At 57.1% G+C, this 19,341-nt stretch carries 16 protein-coding genes and 1 tRNA gene; 2 read left to right on the top strand and 15 right to left on the bottom strand.

The features are described 5' to 3' along the window. From GH784_RS26370 to rpsL, 4 genes are all read right to left on the bottom strand, one after another. On the bottom strand, positions 1–298 hold a 298-nt coding region (locus tag GH784_RS26370), incomplete at its 3' end, for a GTP-binding protein (protein WP_010023370.1). Between the two features lie 66 nt (positions 299–364). After that, complete coding sequence (gene fusA, locus GH784_RS26365) at positions 365–2,464, bottom strand: elongation factor G (RefSeq protein ID WP_003519335.1); 2,100 nt, start codon at positions 2,462–2,464, stop codon at positions 365–367. A gap of 34 nt (positions 2,465–2,498) precedes the next feature. Next, the gene (gene rpsG, locus GH784_RS26360; RefSeq protein ID WP_003507761.1) at positions 2,499–2,969 is read right to left on the bottom strand and encodes a 30S ribosomal protein S7; all 471 of its coding nucleotides are present in this window, start codon (positions 2,967–2,969) and stop codon (positions 2,499–2,501) included. Positions 2,970–3,046: 77 nt separating this feature from the next. Further along, positions 3,047–3,418, bottom strand: a complete 372-nt coding sequence (gene rpsL, locus GH784_RS26355; protein WP_003507760.1) for a 30S ribosomal protein S12 — start codon at positions 3,416–3,418, stop codon at positions 3,047–3,049. 530 nt (positions 3,419–3,948) lie between these two features. Here rpsL and GH784_RS26350 point away from each other — a divergent pair. Beyond that, positions 3,949–4,242, top strand: coding sequence for a hypothetical protein (locus GH784_RS26350; protein WP_003519341.1), 294 nt, complete (start codon positions 3,949–3,951; stop codon positions 4,240–4,242). A gap of 266 nt (positions 4,243–4,508) precedes the next feature. Beyond that, a complete protein-coding gene (locus GH784_RS26345) occupies positions 4,509–5,633 on the top strand; it encodes a helix-turn-helix transcriptional regulator (RefSeq protein ID WP_083211508.1) in 1,125 nt (374 codons plus the stop codon). Positions 5,634–5,734: 101 nt separating this feature from the next. Here GH784_RS26345 and rpoC read toward each other — a convergent pair whose 3' ends face one another. The 11 genes from rpoC to GH784_RS26290 all read right to left on the bottom strand — a co-directional run bounded on the left by rpoC (position 5,735) and on the right by GH784_RS26290 (position 19,165). Further along, positions 5,735–9,940, bottom strand: coding sequence for a DNA-directed RNA polymerase subunit beta' (gene rpoC, locus GH784_RS26340; RefSeq protein ID WP_003519344.1), 4,206 nt, complete (start codon positions 9,938–9,940; stop codon positions 5,735–5,737). A gap of 180 nt (positions 9,941–10,120) precedes the next feature. After that, positions 10,121–14,257 carry a DNA-directed RNA polymerase subunit beta gene (gene rpoB / locus GH784_RS26335; RefSeq protein WP_013636439.1) on the bottom strand — a complete coding sequence of 1,379 codons (4,137 nt, stop codon included), beginning with the start codon at positions 14,255–14,257 and terminating at the stop codon, positions 10,121–10,123. A gap of 64 nt (positions 14,258–14,321) precedes the next feature. Continuing rightward, positions 14,322–14,489 (bottom strand): hypothetical protein, encoded by a 168-nt coding sequence (locus tag GH784_RS26330; RefSeq protein ID WP_153793990.1) that lies wholly within the window; start codon positions 14,487–14,489, stop codon positions 14,322–14,324. Between the two features lie 29 nt (positions 14,490–14,518). Then, positions 14,519–14,896, bottom strand: coding sequence for a 50S ribosomal protein L7/L12 (gene rplL / locus GH784_RS26325; protein ID WP_003519347.1), 378 nt, complete (start codon positions 14,894–14,896; stop codon positions 14,519–14,521). A 59-nt stretch (positions 14,897–14,955) separates the two neighbouring features. After that, a complete protein-coding gene (rplJ, locus tag GH784_RS26320) occupies positions 14,956–15,474 on the bottom strand; it encodes a 50S ribosomal protein L10 (protein ID WP_003519348.1) in 519 nt (172 codons plus the stop codon). 357 nt (positions 15,475–15,831) lie between these two features. Next, positions 15,832–16,527, bottom strand: coding sequence for a 50S ribosomal protein L1 (gene rplA / locus GH784_RS26315; RefSeq protein WP_065702391.1), 696 nt, complete (start codon positions 16,525–16,527; stop codon positions 15,832–15,834). Between the two features lie 2 nt (positions 16,528–16,529). Further along, complete coding sequence (gene rplK, locus GH784_RS26310; protein WP_003519352.1) at positions 16,530–16,961, bottom strand: 50S ribosomal protein L11; 432 nt, start codon at positions 16,959–16,961, stop codon at positions 16,530–16,532. A gap of 144 nt (positions 16,962–17,105) precedes the next feature. Then, positions 17,106–17,636, bottom strand: coding sequence for a transcription termination/antitermination protein NusG (gene nusG, locus GH784_RS26305; RefSeq protein WP_003519353.1), 531 nt, complete (start codon positions 17,634–17,636; stop codon positions 17,106–17,108). Positions 17,637–17,657: 21 nt separating this feature from the next. After that, complete coding sequence (gene secE, locus GH784_RS26300; RefSeq protein ID WP_003507689.1) at positions 17,658–17,858, bottom strand: preprotein translocase subunit SecE; 201 nt, start codon at positions 17,856–17,858, stop codon at positions 17,658–17,660. A gap of 184 nt (positions 17,859–18,042) precedes the next feature. Continuing rightward, a tRNA-Trp gene (locus GH784_RS26295) sits at positions 18,043–18,118 on the bottom strand. A 240-nt stretch (positions 18,119–18,358) separates the two neighbouring features. Further along, positions 18,359–19,165, bottom strand: coding sequence for a glycosyltransferase family 2 protein (locus tag GH784_RS26290; protein WP_065702390.1), 807 nt, complete (start codon positions 19,163–19,165; stop codon positions 18,359–18,361). Between the last annotated feature and the right edge of the window lie 176 nt (positions 19,166–19,341).

The raw sequence follows: 19,341 nt of genomic DNA, 5'->3' as shown, positions 1-19,341 counted from the left end.
CCAGGATCGCGCCGTCCATCTGGGCAGCACCGGTGATCATGTTCTTCACGTAGTCGGCGTGGCCGGGGCAGTCGACGTGTGCGTAGTGACGGTTCGGCGTTTCGTATTCGACGTGCGCCGTCGAGATCGTGATGCCGCGAGCCTTTTCTTCAGGAGCAGCGTCGATCTGGTCGTACGCCTTGAACTCGCCGAAATACTTCGTGATCGCAGCAGTCAACGACGTCTTGCCGTGGTCGACGTGACCGATCGTGCCAATGTTGACGTGCGGCTTATTGCGCTCAAACTTGCTCTTTGCCATTAGTGGCTCTCCATTCTTGTCCCTTGAGGGGAATAATCTTCAAATCTCTGATGGGGCGTACCCCGATCACTTCTGACCGGAGTACTTTGCCTGGATTTCCTGCGCCACGTTCGACGGAACCGGCGAATAGTGATCGAACGTCATCGAGTACTGCGCGCGGCCCTGCGACATGGAGCGCAGGTTGTCGACGTACTTGAACATGTTCGCGAGCGGAACGTGTGCGCTGATCACGATGGTGATGCCACGCGATTCCTGACCCTGGATCTGACCGCGACGCGAGTTCAGATCGCCAATCACGTCACCGACGTAATCTTCAGGGGTGACGACTTCGACCTTCATCATCGGCTCGAGAAGCTGTGCACCAGCCTTCTTTGCTGCTTCACGGAAGCAGGCACGCGATGCGATTTCGAACGCCAGAACCGAGGAGTCGACATCGTGGTATGCGCCGTCGATCAGGGTCGCCTTGACGCCCAGCATCGGGAAGCCAGCAAGCGGACCGGAAGACAGAACGCTTTCGATACCCTTCTGAACGCCCGGGATGTATTCCTTCGGAACAGCACCGCCGACGATCTTGGATTCGAACTTGAATTCTTCGCCTTCAGGGTTCGGTTCGAAGATGATCTTCACGCGAGCAAACTGACCGGTACCACCGGACTGCTTCTTGTGCGTATAGTCTTCTTCGTGCTGACGCGTGATGGTTTCGCGGTAGGCAACCTGCGGAGCACCAACGGTTGCTTCAACCTTGAACTCGCGACGCATACGGTCAACGAGGATGTCGAGGTGAAGTTCACCCATGCCTGCGATGATCGTCTGACCGGATTCTTCATCCGTCTTGACGCGGAACGAAGGATCTTCAGCAGCCAGGCGGTTGAGCGCGAGGCCCATCTTTTCCTGGTCGCCCTTGGTCTTCGGCTCGATGGCGATCTGGATGACCGGCTCGGGGAATTCCATGCGCTCGAGGATAACCGGCTTCAGCGGATCGCAGAGCGTATCGCCAGTGGTGGTTTCCTTGAGGCCAGCCAGAGCAACGATGTCGCCGGCAAAGGCTTCTTCGATGTCTTCACGGCTGTTGGAATGCATCTGCAGCATACGGCCGACGCGCTCGCGCTTGTCCTTGACCGTGTTGATGACCGACGTGCCCTTTTCAAGCTTGCCGGAGTAGATGCGGGCGAAGGTCAGCGAACCGACGAAGGGGTCGTTCATGATCTTGAACGCGAGCATGGAAAGCGGCTCGCTGTCATCGGCATGACGCTCGATTTCGGCTTCGGTCTTGAAGTCGATGCCCTTGATCGCGGGAATGTCCAGCGGCGAAGGCAGGTAGTCGACGACGGCGTCGAGAAGCGGCTGAACGCCCTTGTTCTTGAACGCGGTACCGCAGAACATCGGGTGGAACTTCACGTCGATGGTGCCGCGGCGAACGAGCGAACGGATCTTCTCGTTGTCGGGCATGATGCCGTTCAGGTAGTCTTCCATCGCTTCTTCGTCGATCTCGACAACGGTCTCGATCAGCTTTTCGCGATATTCTTCAGCCTTGGCCTTCATGTCTTCAGGAATTTCGACGACGTCCCACTGAGCGCCGAGCGATTCGTCGCGCCAGATGAGTGCGTTCATCTCGATCAGGTCGATAACGCCCTTGAACTCGGTCTCAGCGCCGATCGGCAGCTGCATGACAACGGCGGTAGCGCCGAGACGGGTCTTGATCATTTCTACCGAGCGGTAGAAGTCAGCACCGGTCTTGTCCATCTTGTTGCAGAAGATCATACGCGGAACGTTGTACTTCTCAGCCTGACGCCAGACGGTTTCCGTCTGCGGCTCTACACCGGCGTTGGCGTCGAGAAGAGCGATGGCACCGTCGAGAACGCGCAGCGAACGCTCGACTTCAATGGTGAAGTCAACGTGGCCGGGGGTGTCGATGATGTTGAAACGGCGCATCTTGCCGTCGCGACCCTTCCAGAAGGTCGTGGTCGCAGCGGACGTGATGGTGATACCACGTTCCTGCTCCTGTTCCATCCAGTCCATCGTGGCAGCGCCATCATGAACTTCGCCGATCTTGTGCGACTTACCGGTGTAATAAAGAATACGCTCGGTGGTCGTCGTCTTACCGGCGTCGATATGCGCCATGATACCGAAATTGCGGTAGTCTTCGATTTTATATTCGCGAGCCATAATGGACTGCCTTTCGATATGCGACCGTTTAAGATTACCAGCGGTAATGCGAGAATGCGCGGTTTGCGTCGGCCATCTTGTGCGTGTCTTCACGCTTCTTGACGGCGGAACCGCGGTTGTTCGCAGCGTCCATGAGTTCGCCGGAGAGGCGATCGACCATGGTCGTTTCGTTACGCTTGCGAGCAGCAGTGATCAGCCAGCGGATGGCGAGAGCCTGACGGCGCTCCGGACGAACGTCGACCGGGACCTGATACGTAGCACCGCCAACGCGACGCGAACGCACTTCAACGTGCGGAGCAACGTTGTCGAGGGCGGAGTGGAACACGCCTAGCGGCTCCTGCTTCGTCTTGCCCTGAACGACGTCGAACGCGCCGTAAACGATGCTTTCCGCGACGGACTTCTTGCCGTGAAGCATGATGGCATTCATGAACTTGGTGACGACCAGATCGCCGAACTTCGGGTCCGGGTTGATCTCACGCTTTTCTGCACTATGGCGACGGGACATATTCTTTGTCTCTCAATGTTATTGACGCTAAACCACGCGGAGAACCTCGCGCAGCGCCTGATTGTTGTTGCCGAAAATTACTTCGGACGCTTCGCACCGTACTTCGAACGGCGCTGCTTGCGGTTCTTGACGCCCTGGGTATCGAGAACACCGCGGATGATGTGGTAACGCACACCCGGCAAGTCCTTCACGCGGCCGCCGCGGATCATGACCACGGAGTGTTCCTGAAGGTTGTGACCTTCGCCGGGAATGTAGCCAATGACTTCGAAGCCGTTGGTGAGACGGATCTTGGCAACCTTACGCAGAGCCGAGTTCGGCTTCTTCGGGGTCGTCGTGTAAACGCGGGTGCAAACACCACGCTTCTGCGGGTTTTCCTGAAGTGCAGGAACCTTGTTGCGCTTTACCTGTGCCTGGCGGGGCTTACGGATCAGCTGGTTTACGGTAGGCATATAACCATCCCTTGCAAAAACTACTTTAGCCACCCTCACGGGTGGCGGCTATGCCGTTTCCGGCGACGAAGCACGCATATATCCTCATGCGCAAAACGTGGCCCGATCCGTTTTCACGGATGGACCACCAAGAGCAGAGGACGCCGGATGAGGCGTCTTGCGTGCAACATTCGTGTCTTCTACGTGCAATGAAGCTTCATTTGAGATGATGTCCGGGAAAAACGTTTCCGAACGGCCAGCACAGATAGAGGCTCCGATGGCGGGCGTACTACTGTTTTAGCCAGCTTTCGTCAAGGGCGAATCCGCATTTTGCGCTGGCACCCGCGGCCACAAAGCCTGCGCACAGGCCCTTTGCCCTCTCCTTCTAACATAAGTCGCAGCCGGCAACAGCGATTTTGACCTCCGGCCTTTGGCTTTTCACAAAATCCGTCTATTGATTCCCTCAAGCGGGCCGGAGCTGGCACCGCCGCGCGCAAGACCGATTCCGTCCGGCCCGCATACTCCACAACGACATATCAAGGAACCGCGTCATGACCAACCTCCCCGACAACGACAACGGACGCGACGAGCCGATGGTCTTCATCGTCATCGGCAAGGCTTACGAACACGACAATTCCGAAGGCATCGACATCCACGTCATTCTGCGGGCGCCGGACGACGACACCGCCGTACGCGAAACGCTGAACGCGCTTTCGGAGGAAGGTTTCATCGAAGCCGACCTCGACCAGATCGGCATGCTGACTGAAGTTCCGGACGAAGAGCCGCACGCTTCCGCCTATCAGGGCGCCCTGGAGGGCGAAGTCGCCATCATCCGTTTCGCCTGAGGGACCGCCCTCACCGCGACAAATGCGCCGCCACCGATAAAAACGGCACCCGCCCACACCAGGGCGGTTGTCTTCCAGGACTTGATGCCAAGGCCGAAATCTTGCGTGCCAGCCACCCTTTGCTGCAAAAGACCTTGGTAAATTCCAATATATTAAGTCACTGATAGATTATATTACTTTAAATATAATATTATTATTTGTATTTCCGTTGAAATATACGAAGATATAAGATTAAATTGATCCCGACGCATGATTTCGGTGGCGGGTTGGATAATATATCTTCGGCAGACATTATAGATGACATTTACGAGGCAGCACTTTTTCCCGATCGCTGGGCGAACGTGATAGCCGCAATCTGCCACCGGCTCGATTTCTGGGGCGGCGCGCTCACCTGGGGCAAAGGCGAGGATGAAGCATGGCTCTATCCGCCCAATTTCCAGGAACTCATGCAAGCCTTCATGAAGGGCGGCTGGAACCACCGCAACGATCGCCTCACACGCGCTGTTCGCGAGGGCCAATTTTCCTTCGTGCATGATTTCGATATCTTTACCCCTGACGAATGGGCGGGGCTGCCAATCGTCCGCGATTTCCTGATGCCGCGTGGACTGGGATATGGGGTGGCAACGCAGGTTGCGCCGCCGGATCATCCCGAAATGACTCTCCTGTTCGAACGCAAGCTCGACAGAGGAGTCATTGGTCCGGAAACCATGGCGGCACTTGGCCGGCTGAGGCCGCATATCGCCCGCAGCCTCACCCTCGCAACAGGGCTGCAACGCCAGAAAGCAGATGCCATCACGCTCGGCCTCAACGCCATCGGTGCGCCGGCGGCGGTGCTCCAGGCAAGCGGACGCGTTCTTTCCACAAACACCCTGTTCGAGGCGACCAAAAAGTGTATTTCCACCCGCGCCCGCGACAGGATCTTGATCTTGGACGAGAGAATAAACCGGCTGCTCTACAAGGCGCTAGCCGGCGGCAGTGTCAGTTCCCTACCCCTGCCGACAGGCGGAGACGGGGTGTGCATCCTTCACGTCATACCGCTGCGCAAGGACGCGCTGGATTTATCCCCTAACGGCAGCGCCATCGTGCTGATATCGCAACCATCGGACACCGTTGCCGACGTCACGCCGCTTCTGAAAGGGTTATACGATCTCACCAAGGGCGAGGCCCGTGTCGCGCTGGAAATCCTGAAGGGCCTTTCACTTCCCTCCGTGGCAAAGCAACTTCAGATCTCGCACGAAACGGTTCGCAGCAACGCCAAGTCTATCTATGCAAAGACCGGCAGTACGGGCCAGACCGATCTCGTTCGCCGGCTTTCCGTTTTGACGCGCTACACCATCGGTGAGCAAGAAAGACCCCGAGACGGGACTGGCCATATGAAGGACCAGATCTGACCTTCTAACCCGACCAAAAAAAAAAAACGCCCGGATTGCTCCGGGCGTTTTTTTACTGAACTTTGGCGGGGCTTCGTAAAGCCCCTGCCCTTGAGCAACCCTTATTCGGCCGGAGCCGGATCCGTCATGTCCTGCAGCATCTGTGTTGCAGAGCCTGCACCCGTACCCTTGCGGCGTTCCTCGAGAATGAGGTCGTCGCGCGAGGTGGCGATGCGGCGAATCTGCGTCATGGTGCCGCCGGTACCGGCCGGGATGAGGCGGCCGACGATGACGTTTTCCTTGAGGCCCTGCAGCGTGTCCGTCTTGCCGGCGATCGCAGCTTCCGTGAGAACCTTGGTGGTTTCCTGGAACGATGCGGCCGAGATGAAGGACGGCGTCTGCAGCGATGCCTTGGTGATACCGAGAAGAACCGGATCGCCATAAGCGGGCTTCTTGCCTTCTTCGATCAGGCGGTCGTTGTTGTCGTCAAGCTCGATACGATCGACATTGTCGCCAACGATGTAGTGGCTGTCGCCCGCATCGGTGATCTCGACCTTCTGCAGCATCTGGCGAACGATCACCTCGATGTGCTTGTCGTTGATCACAACGCCCTGCAGTCGGTAGACTTCCTGGATTTCGTTCACGAGGTAGGAAGCCAAAGCCTCTACGCCCTTGATTGCCAGAATGTCGTGCGGTGCCGGATTGCCGTCGAGAATGTATTCGCCCTTCTCGATGTAGTCGCCTTCCTGAAGATGGAAGGGCTTGCCCTTCGGGATCAGGTATTCGACCGGCTCGACGCCATCTTCCGCAGGCTCGATCATCACGCGACGCTTGTTCTTGTAGTCGCGACCGAGGCGGATCGTACCATCGATCTCAGCGATGACAGCATGATCCTTCGGACGACGTGCTTCGAACAGTTCGGCAACGCGCGGCAGACCACCGGTGATGTCCTTGGTCTTGGCGCTTTCCAGCGGCGAACGTGCAAGCACGTCACCCTGGAAGACCTTCGAACCAGGCTCAACCGACAGGATCGCGTCCACGGAGAGGTGGAAGCGGGCTTCGCCACCGCGGCTAAGCTTTGCGACAGCGCCGGAAGCATCCTTGATGATGATCGCGGGCTTGAGGTCCGAACCGCGCGGCGTCGAACGCCAGTCAATGACCTGACGCTTGGTGATGCCGGTGGATTCGTCGGTGGCTTCCAGAACGGAAAGACCGTCGACGAGGTCCTCGAAGTGAACGGTACCTTCCACTTCCGTCATCATCGGACGGGTGTAGGGGTCCCACTCTGCAAGACGCTGGCCGCGTTTTACCTTGTCGCCGTCATCAACGAAGATCTTCGAACCATAAGCGACACGCTGCGAGGAACGTTCCACGCCGCGCTCATCGAGAATGGTGACCGACATGTTACGGCCCATTGCGATGAGAACGCCATCGGAGTTCCGCAGGATGTTGCGGTTCTTGATCTGGATCGTGCCTTCGTACGAAGCTTCCAGGAACGACTGGTCGACCACGTTTGCCGTACCGCCAAGGTGGAAGGTACGCATGGTGAGCTGCGTGCCCGGTTCACCGATCGACTGTGCGGCGATGACGCCAACGGCTTCGCCCATGTTGACCGGAGTACCGCGAGCAAGGTCACGACCGTAGCAGACGCCGCAAACGCCGACCTGCACTTCGCAGGTCAGTGCCGAGCGGATACGGACGGACTGGATGCCAGCCTTCTCGATGATTGCAACGTCGGCTTCGTCGATCAACGTTCTGGCCTTGACGATGTTTTCGCCAGTTACCGGATTGTCGATGTCATCAAGAGCCGTACGGCCGAGGATACGTGCGCCGAGCGAGGCAACGACCTGACCGGCATCAACGATGGCGGTCATGGTGAGGCCCTTGTCGGTGCCGCAATCCACGGAGTTGACGATGCAATCCTGTGCCACGTCGACGAGACGGCGGGTAAGGTAACCCGAGTTCGCCGTCTTCAAGGCGGTGTCTGCAAGACCCTTACGGGCACCGTGGGTCGAGTTGAAGTACTCGTTAACGGTCAGGCCTTCCTTGAAGTTCGAGATGATCGGCGTCTCGATGATTTCGCCCGAGGGCTTAGCCATCAGGCCGCGCATGCCGCCCAGCTGACGCATCTGGTTCGGTGAACCGCGGGCGCCCGAGTGGCTCATCATGTAGATGGAGTTCATCGGCTTCTGGCGGCCCGTTTCCGGGTCGAATTCCACAGCCTTGATGCGCGCCATCATTTCTTCGGCGACCTTTTCGGTTGCCTTACCCCAGGCGTCGACAACCTTGTTGTACTTTTCGCCCTGGGTAATGAGACCGTCGTTATACTGCTGTTCGTATTCCTTCACCAAGGCTTCGGTGTCACCGACGATCTTAACCTTGCTGTCCGGAATGACCATGTCGTCCTTGCCGAACGAGATACCGGCGCGGCAAGCGTGAGCAAAGCCGAGCTGCATGATCCGGTCGCAGAAGATGACCGTGTCTTTCTGGCCGCAATGACGGTAGACCGTGTCGATCATCTTGGAGATGTTCTTCTTGGTCATTTCCTGGTTGCAGACGTCGAACGGCACGTTGACGTTCTTCGGCAGAAGTTCGCCGATCAGCATACGGCCAGGCGTCGTTTCATGGATCTTGGAAACCGGCTTGCCGTCAGCATCCACGGTCTTGAAACGACCACGGATCTTGGCATGCAGCGTCACGACCTTGTTTTCAAGCGCGTGATGCAATTCGCCGATGTCCGAGAAGGCCATGCCTTCGCCGGGCTCATTCTGGTTCATAATCGACAGGTAATACAGGCCGAGAACCATGTCCTGCGAAGGAACGATGATCGGATGGCCGTTTGCCGGATGCAGGATGTTGTTGGTCGACATCATCAGCACGCGGGCTTCAAGCTGGGCTTCAAGCGACAGCGGCACGTGAACGGCCATCTGGTCGCCGTCGAAGTCGGCGTTGAAAGCAGTGCAGACGAGCGGATGCAGCTGAATGGCCTTGCCTTCAACCAGCATGGGTTCGAAGGCCTGGATACCCAGACGGTGCAGCGTCGGTGCGCGGTTCAGAAGGACCGGATGCTCGCGGATGACCTCGTCGAGGATATCCCAAACTTCAGGCTTTTCCTTTTCAACCAGCTTCTTGGCCTGCTTGACGGTCGAGGAGTAACCCTTGGCGTCGAGGCGGGCATAGATGAACGGCTTGAACAGCTCGAGCGCCATCTTCTTCGGCAGGCCGCACTGGTGCAGCTTCAGTTCCGGACCGGTCACGATGACCGAACGGCCTGAATAGTCGACGCGCTTGCCGAGAAGGTTCTGGCGGAAGCGGCCCTGCTTGCCCTTGAGCATGTCGGAAAGCGACTTCAGCGGACGCTTGTTCGCACCCGTGATGACGCGACCGCGACGGCCGTTATCGAACAGCGCATCGACGGATTCCTGCAACATACGCTTTTCGTTGCGGATGATGATACCAGGCGCGCGAAGCTCGATCAGGCGCTTCAGACGGTTGTTACGGTTGATGACGCGGCGATAGAGATCATTAAGGTCGGACGTCGCGAAACGGCCACCATCCAGCGGAACCAGCGGACGAAGGTCCGGCGGAATAACCGGAACGACCTTCATGATCATCCATTCCGGACGATTGCCGGATTCCATGAAGTTCTCAACGATCTTGAGACGCTTCATGAACTTCTTCTGCTTGAGATCCGAGGTGGTCTCGGCAAGCTCGGCACGCAGGTCGCCGGCGATCTTTTCGAGGTTCATCGAAGCCAGCATCTCGTAGATGGCTTCAGCGCCGATCATGGCGGTGAACTGGTCTTCGCCGAACTCGTCAACGGCGATCATGTACTCTTCCTCGGACAGAAGCTGGTTCTGCTTCATCGAGGTGAGGCCGGGTTCGGTGACGATGTAGTTCTCGAAATAGAGAACGCGTTCGACATCCTTCAGCGTCATGTCGAGCAAGGTCGAGATACGCGAGGGAAGCGACTTCAGGAACCAGATATGGGCAACGGGCGCTGCGAGCTCGATATGGCCCATGCGCTCACGGCGAACGCGCGACAGCGTAACTTCAACGCCGCACTTTTCGCAGATGATGCCCTTGTACTTCATGCGCTTGTACTTGCCGCACAGGCATTCGTAGTCCTTGATAGGTCCGAAAATGCGCGCGCAGAAGAGACCATCGCGTTCCGGCTTGAACGTACGATAGTTGATGGTTTCCGGCTTCTTGATCTCGCCGTAGGACCACGACAGGATTTTTTCCGGCGAAGCGATCGAAATCCGGATGGAATCGAAATGCTGCGCAGGCACCTGAGGATTGAAAAGATTCATGACCTCTTGGTTCATGCCTTGTCTCCTTGAGAGGCTAGCTGCTGCCCCTGTTTGCATCTGGACCGGCTTCTTCCCGGGTCACCGTCCAGAGCTTTAAATACGGATTAACCGCACAATGCGGCGAAAGTGTCCCGCGGCAACCATTGGTCGCCGGGGAAACGGCAGGCGCCAACACGGCGCCCGCCTCTCTCATCTTTATTCCGCTGCGTCGGGCAGCTGATCCTCGGGCTGGGTCTCGACCTTCGAGTTCTCCAGTTCGACCGAAAGACCGAGCGACCGCATTTCCTTGACGAGAACGTTGAAGCTCTCGGGGATACCGGCCTCGAAGGTATCGTCGCCACGGACGATCGCCTCGTAGACCTTGGTGCGGCCCGCCACGTCGTCCGACTTGACGGTGAGCATTTCCTGCAGCGTGTAAGCCGCGCCGTATGCTTCCAGAGCCCAGACTTCCATTTCCCCGAAGCGCTGTCCGCCGAACTGCGCCTTGCCGCCCAGCGGCTGCTGGGTAACGAGCGAGTAAGGACCGATCGAGCGAGCGTGGATCTTGTCGTCAACAAGGTGGTTCAGCTTGATCATGTACATGTAGCCGACGGTGACCTTGCGGTCGAACGGCTCGCCGGTACGGCCGTCATAAAGAACGGACTGACCGGATTCATGCAGACCTGCCTTCTTCAGCATCGCGGCAACGTCGGGTTCATGCGCACCGTCGAAGACCGGGGTCGCGATGGAAACACCGCGCTTGGCTTCTTCGGCAAGCTTGACCAGCGATTCGTCATCGAAGCGCTTTACCTCGTCATGCGATTCACTCGCATAGATTTCGGTAAGCTCCGTGCGAAGCTCGCTGATGTCCATCGTCTTGCGATACTCTTCGAGCATCTCGCCGATCTTCTTGCCCATACCAGCGCATGCCCATGCGAGGTGGGTTTCGAGGATCTGGCCGACGTTCATGCGCGAAGGCACGCCGAGCGGGTTCAAGCAGATGTCGACATGCGTGCCGTCTTCGAGGAACGGCATGTCCTCGACAGGAACGATACGCGAGACGACGCCCTTGTTACCGTGACGGCCGGCCATCTTGTCGCCCGGCTGGATCTTGCGCTTCACAGCGACAAAGACCTTGACCATCTTCATGACGCCAGGAGGCATTTCATCGCCGCGCTGGACCTTCTCGACCTTGTCCATGAAGCGCTGTTCAAGGCGCGACTTGGATTCGTCGTACTGGCCGCGAAGTGCTTCCAGTTCGGACTGGGCCTTCTCGTCTTCGACTGCAAACATCCACCACTGCGAGCGGGGATATTCGGAGACGACGGCGTTGGAAAGCTCGACGCCCTTCTTGAAGCCCTTCGGACCGGCGATGGAAACGTGACCACGCAGCATGTCGATCAGGCGGCCGTAGACGTTACGGTCGAGAATTGCCTGTTCGTCGTCGCGGTCCTTTGCCAGACGTTCGATCTCTTCGCGCTCGATTGCCATCGCGCGCTCATCCTTCTCCACACCGTGACGGTTGAAGACGCGGACTTCCACAACGGTACCAAACGTGCCCGGAGGCATGCGCATGGAGGTGTCGCGAACGTCGGAAGCCTTTTCACCGAAGATGGCGCGCAGAAGCTTTTCTTCCGGCGTCATCGGGCTTTCGCCCTTCGGCGTGATCTTGCCGACGAGGATATCGCCCGGCTGAACTTCCGCACCGATGTAAACGATACCGGCTTCGTCGAGGTTCTTCAGCGCTTCTTCCGAAACGTTCGGAATGTCGCGCGTGATTTCTTCCGGACCAAGCTTCGTGTCACGCGCCATCACTTCGAATTCTTCGATGTGGATGGAGGTGAACACGTCATCGGAAACGATACGTTCCGACATCAGGATCGAGTCTTCGTAGTTGTAGCCGTTCCAGGGCATGAACGCGACGAGCGCGTTACGGCCGAGCGCCAGATCGCCGAGGTCGGTCGACGGACCATCAGCGATGATATCACCCTTGGAGATGATGTCACCGACAGCGACCAGCGGACGCTGGTTGACGCAGGTGTTCTGGTTCGAACGCTGGAACTTCTGCAGACGGTAGATATCGACGCCCGACTTGCCGGCATCGAGTTCTTCCGTAGCGCGGATAACGATACGGGTCGCATCCACCTGGTCGACGACACCGCCGCGGCGAGCCGCGATGGCAGCGCCGGAGTCACGGGCGACGATCGGTTCCATGCCTGTGCCGACGAACGGCGCTTCCGCCCGCAGAAGCGGAACGGCCTGACGCTGCATGTTCGAGCCCATGAGAGCGCGGTTGGCGTCGTCGTTTTCCAGGAACGGAATAAGAGCCGCTGCGACCGAAACGAGCTGCTTCGGCGAAACGTCCATCAGGTTAATGTTGTCGCGCGGTGCGAGCATAACTTCGCCCGAGTGACGGCAAACAACGAACTCTTCAGTGAAGGCGCCTTCGCCATCGAGCTCGGCATTGGCCTGTGCGACGTAGTACTTGGCCTCTTCCATGGCGGAGAGGTAGATAACGTCGGTCGTCACCTTGCCGTCGATGATCTTGCGGTACGGGCTTTCGATGAAGCCGTACTTGTTGACGCGGGCAAAGGTGGCAAGCGAGTTGATCAGACCGATGTTCGGGCCTTCCGGCGTTTCGATCGGGCAAATACGGCCGTAGTGGGTCGGATGAACGTCGCGGACTTCGAAGCCGGCGCGCTCACGGGTCAGACCACCCGGTCCAAGAGCCGAAAGACGGCGCTTGTGGGTGATTTCCGAAAGCGGGTTCACCTGGTCCATGAACTGCGACAGCTGCGAGGAACCGAAGAATTCGCGAACGGCGGCAGCTGCCGGCTTCGCATTGATCAGGTCCTGCGGCATCACGGTGTCGATTTCGATCGAGGACATACGTTCCTTGATCGCACGTTCCATGCGCAGAAGGCCGAGGCGGTACTGGTTTTCCATCAGCTCGCCGACCGAACGCACACGGCGGTTGCCGAGGTTGTCGATGTCGTCGATTTCGCCCTTGCCGTCGCGCAGTTCGACCAGCATCTTGACGACAGCGAGGATGTCTTCCTTGCGCAGCGTGCGCACGGTGTCTTCCGCGTCGAGGTCGAGACGCATGTTCATCTTCACGCGGCCAACAGCCGAGAGATCATAACGTTCTGCATCGAAGAACAGCGAGTTGAACATCGCTTCTGCCGAATCCATGGTCGGCGGCTCACCCGGACGCATGACGCGGTAGATGTCGAACAGCGCTTCCTGGCGGTTCTGGTTCTTGTCCGCATGAAGCGTGTTGCGGATATAGGCGCCAACATTGACGTGGTCGATGTTGAGGACCGGAATCTCGTCAAAGCCGGACTGAAGAATGAGGCCAAGCGTCTTTTCGTCGATTTCGTCGCCGGCTTCGAGATAGATCTCACCCGTCGAGTAGTTGACGATGTCTTCGGCAAGGAAGTTGCCGTAGAGGTCTTCGTCAGTCGCCTTAAGTGCCTTCAGGCCCTTGTCGACGAGCTGGCGGATAAGACGCGGAGTCAGCTTCTTGCCACCTTCGACAACGACTTCGCCGGTGTCGGCGTCGATCATGTCGGTGATGACCTTGGCATTCTTCAACGTTTCAGGCTGGAACGGAATGCGCCAGCCATCGCCGGAGCGCTCGTAGGAAGCCTTGCTGTAGAAGGTCGACAGGATTTCTTCACCATCCATGCCAAGCGCCATCAGGAGCGAGGTCACGGGCAGCTTGCGGCGACGGTCGATGCGCGCATAGACGATGTCCTTGGCGTCGAACTCGATGTCGAGCCAGGAACCACGATACGGGATGACGCGGGCAGCGAACAAAAGCTTGCCGGAAGAATGGCTCTTGCCCTTGTCGTGGTCGAAGAATACGCCCGGCGAACGGTGCATCTGCGAAACGATGACGCGCTCTGTACCGTTGACGATGAAAGTGCCGTTATTGGTCATGAGCGGCATGTCGCCCATGTATACGGACTGTTCCTTGATGTCCTTGATGGACTTCGCGCCTGTATCCTCGTCGATATCGAACACGATGAGGCGCAGCGTCACTTTCAGCGGCGCTGCGTAGGTCAGATCGCGCTGACGGCATTCCTCGACGTCAAACTTCGGCGCTTCGAATTCGTAAGATACGAATTCGAGCATGGATGCGCCGGAAAAATCGGTGATCGGGAATACGGATTTGAATACGGCATTCAATCCCTCGTCGGGACGGCCACCCTTGGGCTCGTCAACCATGAGAAACTGGTCATACGAAGCCTTCTGAACCTCGATGAGGTTCGGCATTTCCGCTACTTCTGGAATTTTGCCGAAAAACTTGCGTACGCGCCTGCGACCGTTAAACGAAAGGGTCTGAGCCATCGTCGCTCCTTTAAAATTGCATCCGGGCCTGCAACGGACGGGAACCGATGGCCAGTCGATCCCGTCAAGCAATGGGTGTCATCAATCTCGTTCCACATCCCGGATCGATCAGGCCGGATTGCCTAGATGAGCCGGTTCGGAACCATTCTCTTGAAGAACCCATTACCCAAAAGCCATTTTCACGCGGCTTTTGGGTAATAAGTTTTAAAACGATGACGACGGAAAGGGGCATGAAGCCCCTTCCCGCCAGCAATCGCAAGATTACTTAACGTCGACCTTGGCGCCAGCGTCTTCAAGCTTCTTCTTGAGGTCAGCAGCTTCAGCCTTGGAAACAGCTTCCTTGACAGCCTTCGGAGCGCCTTCAACGAGGTCCTTAGCTTCCTTCAGGCCGAGACCCGTGATAGCGCGGACTTCCTTGATGACGTTGATCTTGTTGGCGCCAGCGTCAACCAGGATCACGTCGAATTCGGTCTTTTCTTCTTCAACGACAGCAGCAGCGCCAGCACCGCCAGCAGCAGCAACAGCTACCGGAGCAGCGGCGGAAACGCCCCACTTTTCTTCGAGAAGCTTCGACAGTTCTGCAGCTTCCAGAACGGTCAGGGTGGAGAGGTCTTCAACGATCTTTGCGAGATCAGCCATTTTGATAGTTCCTTTTGTTCAGTTCGAACCAGTTTGAATAATTACAGCGAAAAACCGCCTTAAGCGGCTTCGTCCTTCTTGGCGTAAGCCGAGAACACCCGTGCAAGCTGGCTTGCAGGTGCTGCGACAACCGTGGCGACGCGAGTTGCCGGGGCGTTGAGTAGGCCCAGCAGCTTTGCGCGCAGCTCGTCCAGCGAAGGCAGGGTCGCAAGCGACTTGACTGCTTCGGCGTTGAGCGTGGTTGCGCCCATGGAACCGCCGAGAACAACGACTTTATCGTTGGTCTTTGCGAAATCCATGACGACTTTCGGAGCAATCATAGGGTCGACGCTGTATGCAATCAGCGTCTGGCCCTTGAAGAGATCTGTCATCCCTTCCGACTCCGTGCCCTGAAGAGCGATCTTGGCCAGGCGGTTCTTCGCGACCTTGACGGTGCCTCCGGCAGCGCGCATTTTCGAACGGAAGTCGTTCATTTGCGCAACGGTGACACCAGCATAGTGGGCCACGACAACCGAACCGGAAGCCTTGAAGACTTCGTTCAGCTCCGTGACGAATTCGCGTTTTTCCGCTCTTTCCACTGTCTGTCTCCAGTAGACGGGGCCACATAAGTGTGAACCCGTCGGGTTTGCCTTTGCCCCAAGGGACCTTTTTACAAAGATCCCGAGCGACGCTCGAGGATCCTGTCCCCCGCTCTGTCGCCGCAAACGGCTTCAGGCACAGGCACACCAGGTTCGAACCGGACAGTCAGGCATCTGCGATGCCTCAAATCCAGCCTCACCCGTCTCATGCAGGTTGAATGATTAAGGCCAAACCCCGAAGGACATGGCCACCCGCAATCTCGGACAGGAGTTCCGGGTTTCCCCGGAAATCTCCGGCTCCCTGAGAGCCGGAAATTCTTTTAATCACGCTCCCCGACAGGGAAGCACGAGAATTGATTAAGCCGTAACCGACGAAGGTTCGATCTTGACGCCCGGACCCATGGTCGAGGAGATGGCAACGCGCTTGACGTAGTTGCCCTTGGCACCCGTCGGCTTTGCCTTGATGACCGCATCGGCAAAAGCCTTGATGTTTTCTTCAAGAGCCTTGGCGTCGAACGAAGCCTTGCCAATACCAGCGTGTACGATACCGGCCTTTTCGACGCGGAACTCGACAGCGCCACCCTTGGACGCCTTGACGGCGCCGGCAACATCCATCGTCACCGTACCGACCTTCGGGTTCGGCATCATGCCACGCGGGCCGAGTACCTTGCCGAGACGGCCGACGAGCGGCATCATGTCCGGGGTCGCGATGCAACGATCGAAGTCGATCTTGCCGCTCTGAACGATTTCAACCAGCTCTTCTGCGCCAACAACGTCAGCACCAGCAGCCGTGGCTTCATCAGCCTTGGCGCCACGTGCAAAAACGGCAACGCGAACGTCACGGCCCGTGCCGTTCGGCAGGTTGACAACGCCGCGAACCATCTGGTCCGCATGGCGCGGGTCAACGCCGAGGTTCATCGAAACTTCAACGGTTTCGTCGAACTTGGCGATCGCACGTTCCTTGACCATCGAAATGGCGTCGGTGAGAACGTAGAGCTTGTTAGGATCCACACCTTCGCGGATCTTCTGAATACGCTTTGCTACCTTGGCCATGATCAACCTACTACTTCCAGGCCCATGGCGCGGGCAGAGCCCTCAACCATTGCCATTGCGCCTTCGATATCGGCAGCATTCAGATCCTTCATCTTGGCTTCAGCGATCGTCTTGACCTGAGCCTTGGTGATGGAGCCAACCTTGGCGCCCTTACCAGGCGTCTTGGAGCCGGAGGTGATCTTCGCTTCCTTCTTCAGCCAATAGGTCATCGGCGGCTGCTTCATGACGAAGGTGAAGGACTTGTCCTGGTAATAGGTGATGACGACCGGAATCGGCATACCCTTTTCCATTTCCTGCGTGGCGGCATTGAACGCCTTGCAGAATTCCATGATGTTGATGCCGCGCTGACCAAGTGCAGGACCGATCGGCGGGGACGGATTGGCCGACCCTGCCTTCACCTGCAGCTTGAGCTGGCCCATAACTTTCTTAGCCATATCTCTCTGCCTTTCAATTCAAACCGGTCTCCCGGCTTCTCTCTAGCCGGATCGCTCCGGCGGCTGCGGTTGCGTGGTGCGGCGCCCTGCCCCGGCTATGGGAGCCCGTTTGCCTTCCACGCGATTGGGGTTTCACCCCTCCAGTCAGACCTTCTCGACCTGACTGTATTCCAGCTCGACCGGCGTAGCGCGGCCGAAAATCGAAACTTCCACCTTCAGGCGCGAACGCTCTTCGTCGACATCCTGAACAACGCCGTTGAACGACGCGAACGGACCATCGGAAACGCGAACCTGCTCGCCGACCTCGAACGAAACCGAAGACTTCGGACGCTCAACACCTTCCTGAACCTGACCGAGGATACGATCGGCTTCATAATCCGGAATCGGAACAGGCTTATTGTCCGAACCGAGGAAACCGGTCACCTTCGGCGTGTTCTTGATGAGGTGATAGGCCTCATCCGTCAGGTTGGCGCGCACAAGCACGTAACCTGGAAAGAACTTGCGCTCGCTGTCGACCTTGCGGCCACGACGCACCTCGACAACCTTTTCGGTCGGAACGAGGATTTTCTCAAAAAGATGATCAAGACCCTTCTGACGAGCCTTCTCTTCGATCGACTCAGCGACCTTCTTTTCGAAATTCGAATATGCGTGAACGATATACCAGCGCGCTGCCATTTTTATTCTCCGTTCAATCCGTTACCGGCCGACGTTCAGCACGAGGCTAAGCACCCAGCCGATGAGCTGGTCAGCAGCAAAAAAGAACAGAGCCGCAAAAATGACCATCACAAGCACCATAGCCGTCGAAATCATGGTCTCGCGGCGCGACGGCCAAGTGATTTTAGACGCTTCGGCGCGAACCTGCTGCAGAAACGTAAACGGATTGGTTTTGGATGCCATTGACTGCCCACGCAATTACGGCGCGTAAAGCCGAACTAATCAGCCCCACGCACCGCGTGTCTGTTTTGACCTTACATAAACACCGATTCCAGTTTTAACAAGAGGAAATCGACATTCGGCGAAATTCGCCGGAAAACCGGCACCCATCTGCCATGCAGCGAAGACCGCGCTTGCGGATGGAAAGTGGCAGGGGCAGTAAGGCTCGAACTTACGACCTGCGGTTTTGGAGACCGCCGCTCTACCAACTGAGCTATACCCCTTTAACACCTTAGCCGACCACGAAAATCACTTGGCCGCTTCGGTATGCGTTCCCTTTAAGGCGCACGGAAAAGAATGGCAAGCGCTTTTTATTCGCTTTCGGAAGAAACTGTTGACGCCCTCCCCGCCACGTTTTTTCCTCGGCCGCTTAACCGGTTACCCCCAAGCCCGTCACCTCAACGAACCCCTTTGCGGCATCCAAATGCGCTGGTTTGATACTTTCGCAACCGACCTTTAATCTTTTACGGCTCAAGCGCACTGCGATCGGACCTGATCAACTGACGCTCCCGATACTTGCGCTTGAAGTGTGCGACGTTGCGCGTCACCGAACGCCGCCATTTACGGACTGTCGCCAGCGAAAAGAATCTGTCGAGCTCTTGCGCCACACCGCGCCAACCACGGCGTTTCTTAAGACCATAATTGCTGCGGCCAAATCCCGAATGGCTAACGCCGGTTTCGGCCAACCACGCCATGATCGCGCCCTGATCCTTATAAAAGATACTAATTTCCGCCTCTGTCCGGAAGCCGGCATAACCTTGCGGTAGTTTTTTATAGCAGGACAACCGCTTGACGGTCGGATTGAAGGTGAAGCTATGCCAGACACGATGCGCGGTCGGCGGTATTCGCCAATACCCTAAATCTTCAACTGACTGCGCCTTGCGTCGAATGTCACGGGGCATGTCGTCATCGGTTCTGAGTTGAACGAGCGCCACCTGCGGGTCCCGCTTCAGTATTTCGATGCCCCTGCCCACAACCTTAGAAACAGGAAATGCCCAGTCGTCTTCGAGATGCAGGATGTAAGGGGTTTGCACTTCCGAATATGCCCGGTCGATAGAGCGGTGCTGCCCAATGTTGACGCCGTTCAAAATGACGCGGATCGGTTGCTCTGGATACCGCGCCGGAATCGCCCACACCGATTCGTCGTCAGAGTCCTCGATAATGATAAATTCCCGTAGCGGGTAATCATTAGTAGAGAAGAAGCTATCGAGAGTTCCGATGAGAAGATCAGGACGGCGGCAGCTGGTGAGCACAACAGTTAAATCGGACATGAAGTCGTCTCGGAAGAAAACTGGCCGATGAAAACAAGCCAGCCAAGCGCTAATTAATATAGTTTCATCTACGTCAAACGAGTTACAGGCGAATTACGTCGCTAAATACAAATAAAATTACATAATAATAAATCATAAATTACAATTATCTTAAATATAACGCATAATATACGCAT

This window comes from Agrobacterium tumefaciens, from assembly GCF_009649785.1.
In the GTDB taxonomy this organism is placed as follows: Bacteria; Pseudomonadota; Alphaproteobacteria; order Rhizobiales; family Rhizobiaceae; genus Agrobacterium; species Agrobacterium tumefaciens.
This window is presented reverse-complemented; position numbering and strand designations above follow the sequence as displayed.

Coding starts and splice junctions, on each gene's coding strand:
- fusA (WP_003519335.1), bottom strand. CDS start 2,464: ATGGCTCGCGAATATAAAATCGAAGACTACCGCAATTTCGGTATCATG.
- rpsG (WP_003507761.1), bottom strand. CDS start 2,969: ATGTCCCGTCGCCATAGTGCAGAAAAGCGTGAGATCAACCCGGACCCG.
- rpsL (WP_003507760.1), bottom strand. CDS start 3,418: ATGCCTACCGTAAACCAGCTGATCCGTAAGCCCCGCCAGGCACAGGTA.
- GH784_RS26350 (WP_003519341.1), top strand. CDS start 3,949: ATGACCAACCTCCCCGACAACGACAACGGACGCGACGAGCCGATGGTC.
- rpoC (WP_003519344.1), bottom strand. CDS start 9,940: ATGAACCAAGAGGTCATGAATCTTTTCAATCCTCAGGTGCCTGCGCAG.
- rpoB (WP_013636439.1), bottom strand. CDS start 14,257: ATGGCTCAGACCCTTTCGTTTAACGGTCGCAGGCGCGTACGCAAGTTT.
- GH784_RS26330 (WP_153793990.1), bottom strand. CDS start 14,489: ATGCCCCTTTCCGTCGTCATCGTTTTAAAACTTATTACCCAAAAGCCG.
- rplL (WP_003519347.1), bottom strand. CDS start 14,896: ATGGCTGATCTCGCAAAGATCGTTGAAGACCTCTCCACCCTGACCGTT.
- rplA (WP_065702391.1), bottom strand. CDS start 16,527: ATGGCCAAGGTAGCAAAGCGTATTCAGAAGATCCGCGAAGGTGTGGAT.
- rplK (WP_003519352.1), bottom strand. CDS start 16,961: ATGGCTAAGAAAGTTATGGGCCAGCTCAAGCTGCAGGTGAAGGCAGGG.
- nusG (WP_003519353.1), bottom strand. CDS start 17,636: ATGGCAGCGCGCTGGTATATCGTTCACGCATATTCGAATTTCGAAAAG.
- secE (WP_003507689.1), bottom strand. CDS start 17,858: ATGGCATCCAAAACCAATCCGTTTACGTTTCTGCAGCAGGTTCGCGCC.
- GH784_RS26290 (WP_065702390.1), bottom strand. CDS start 19,165: ATGTCCGATTTAACTGTTGTGCTCACCAGCTGCCGCCGTCCTGATCTT.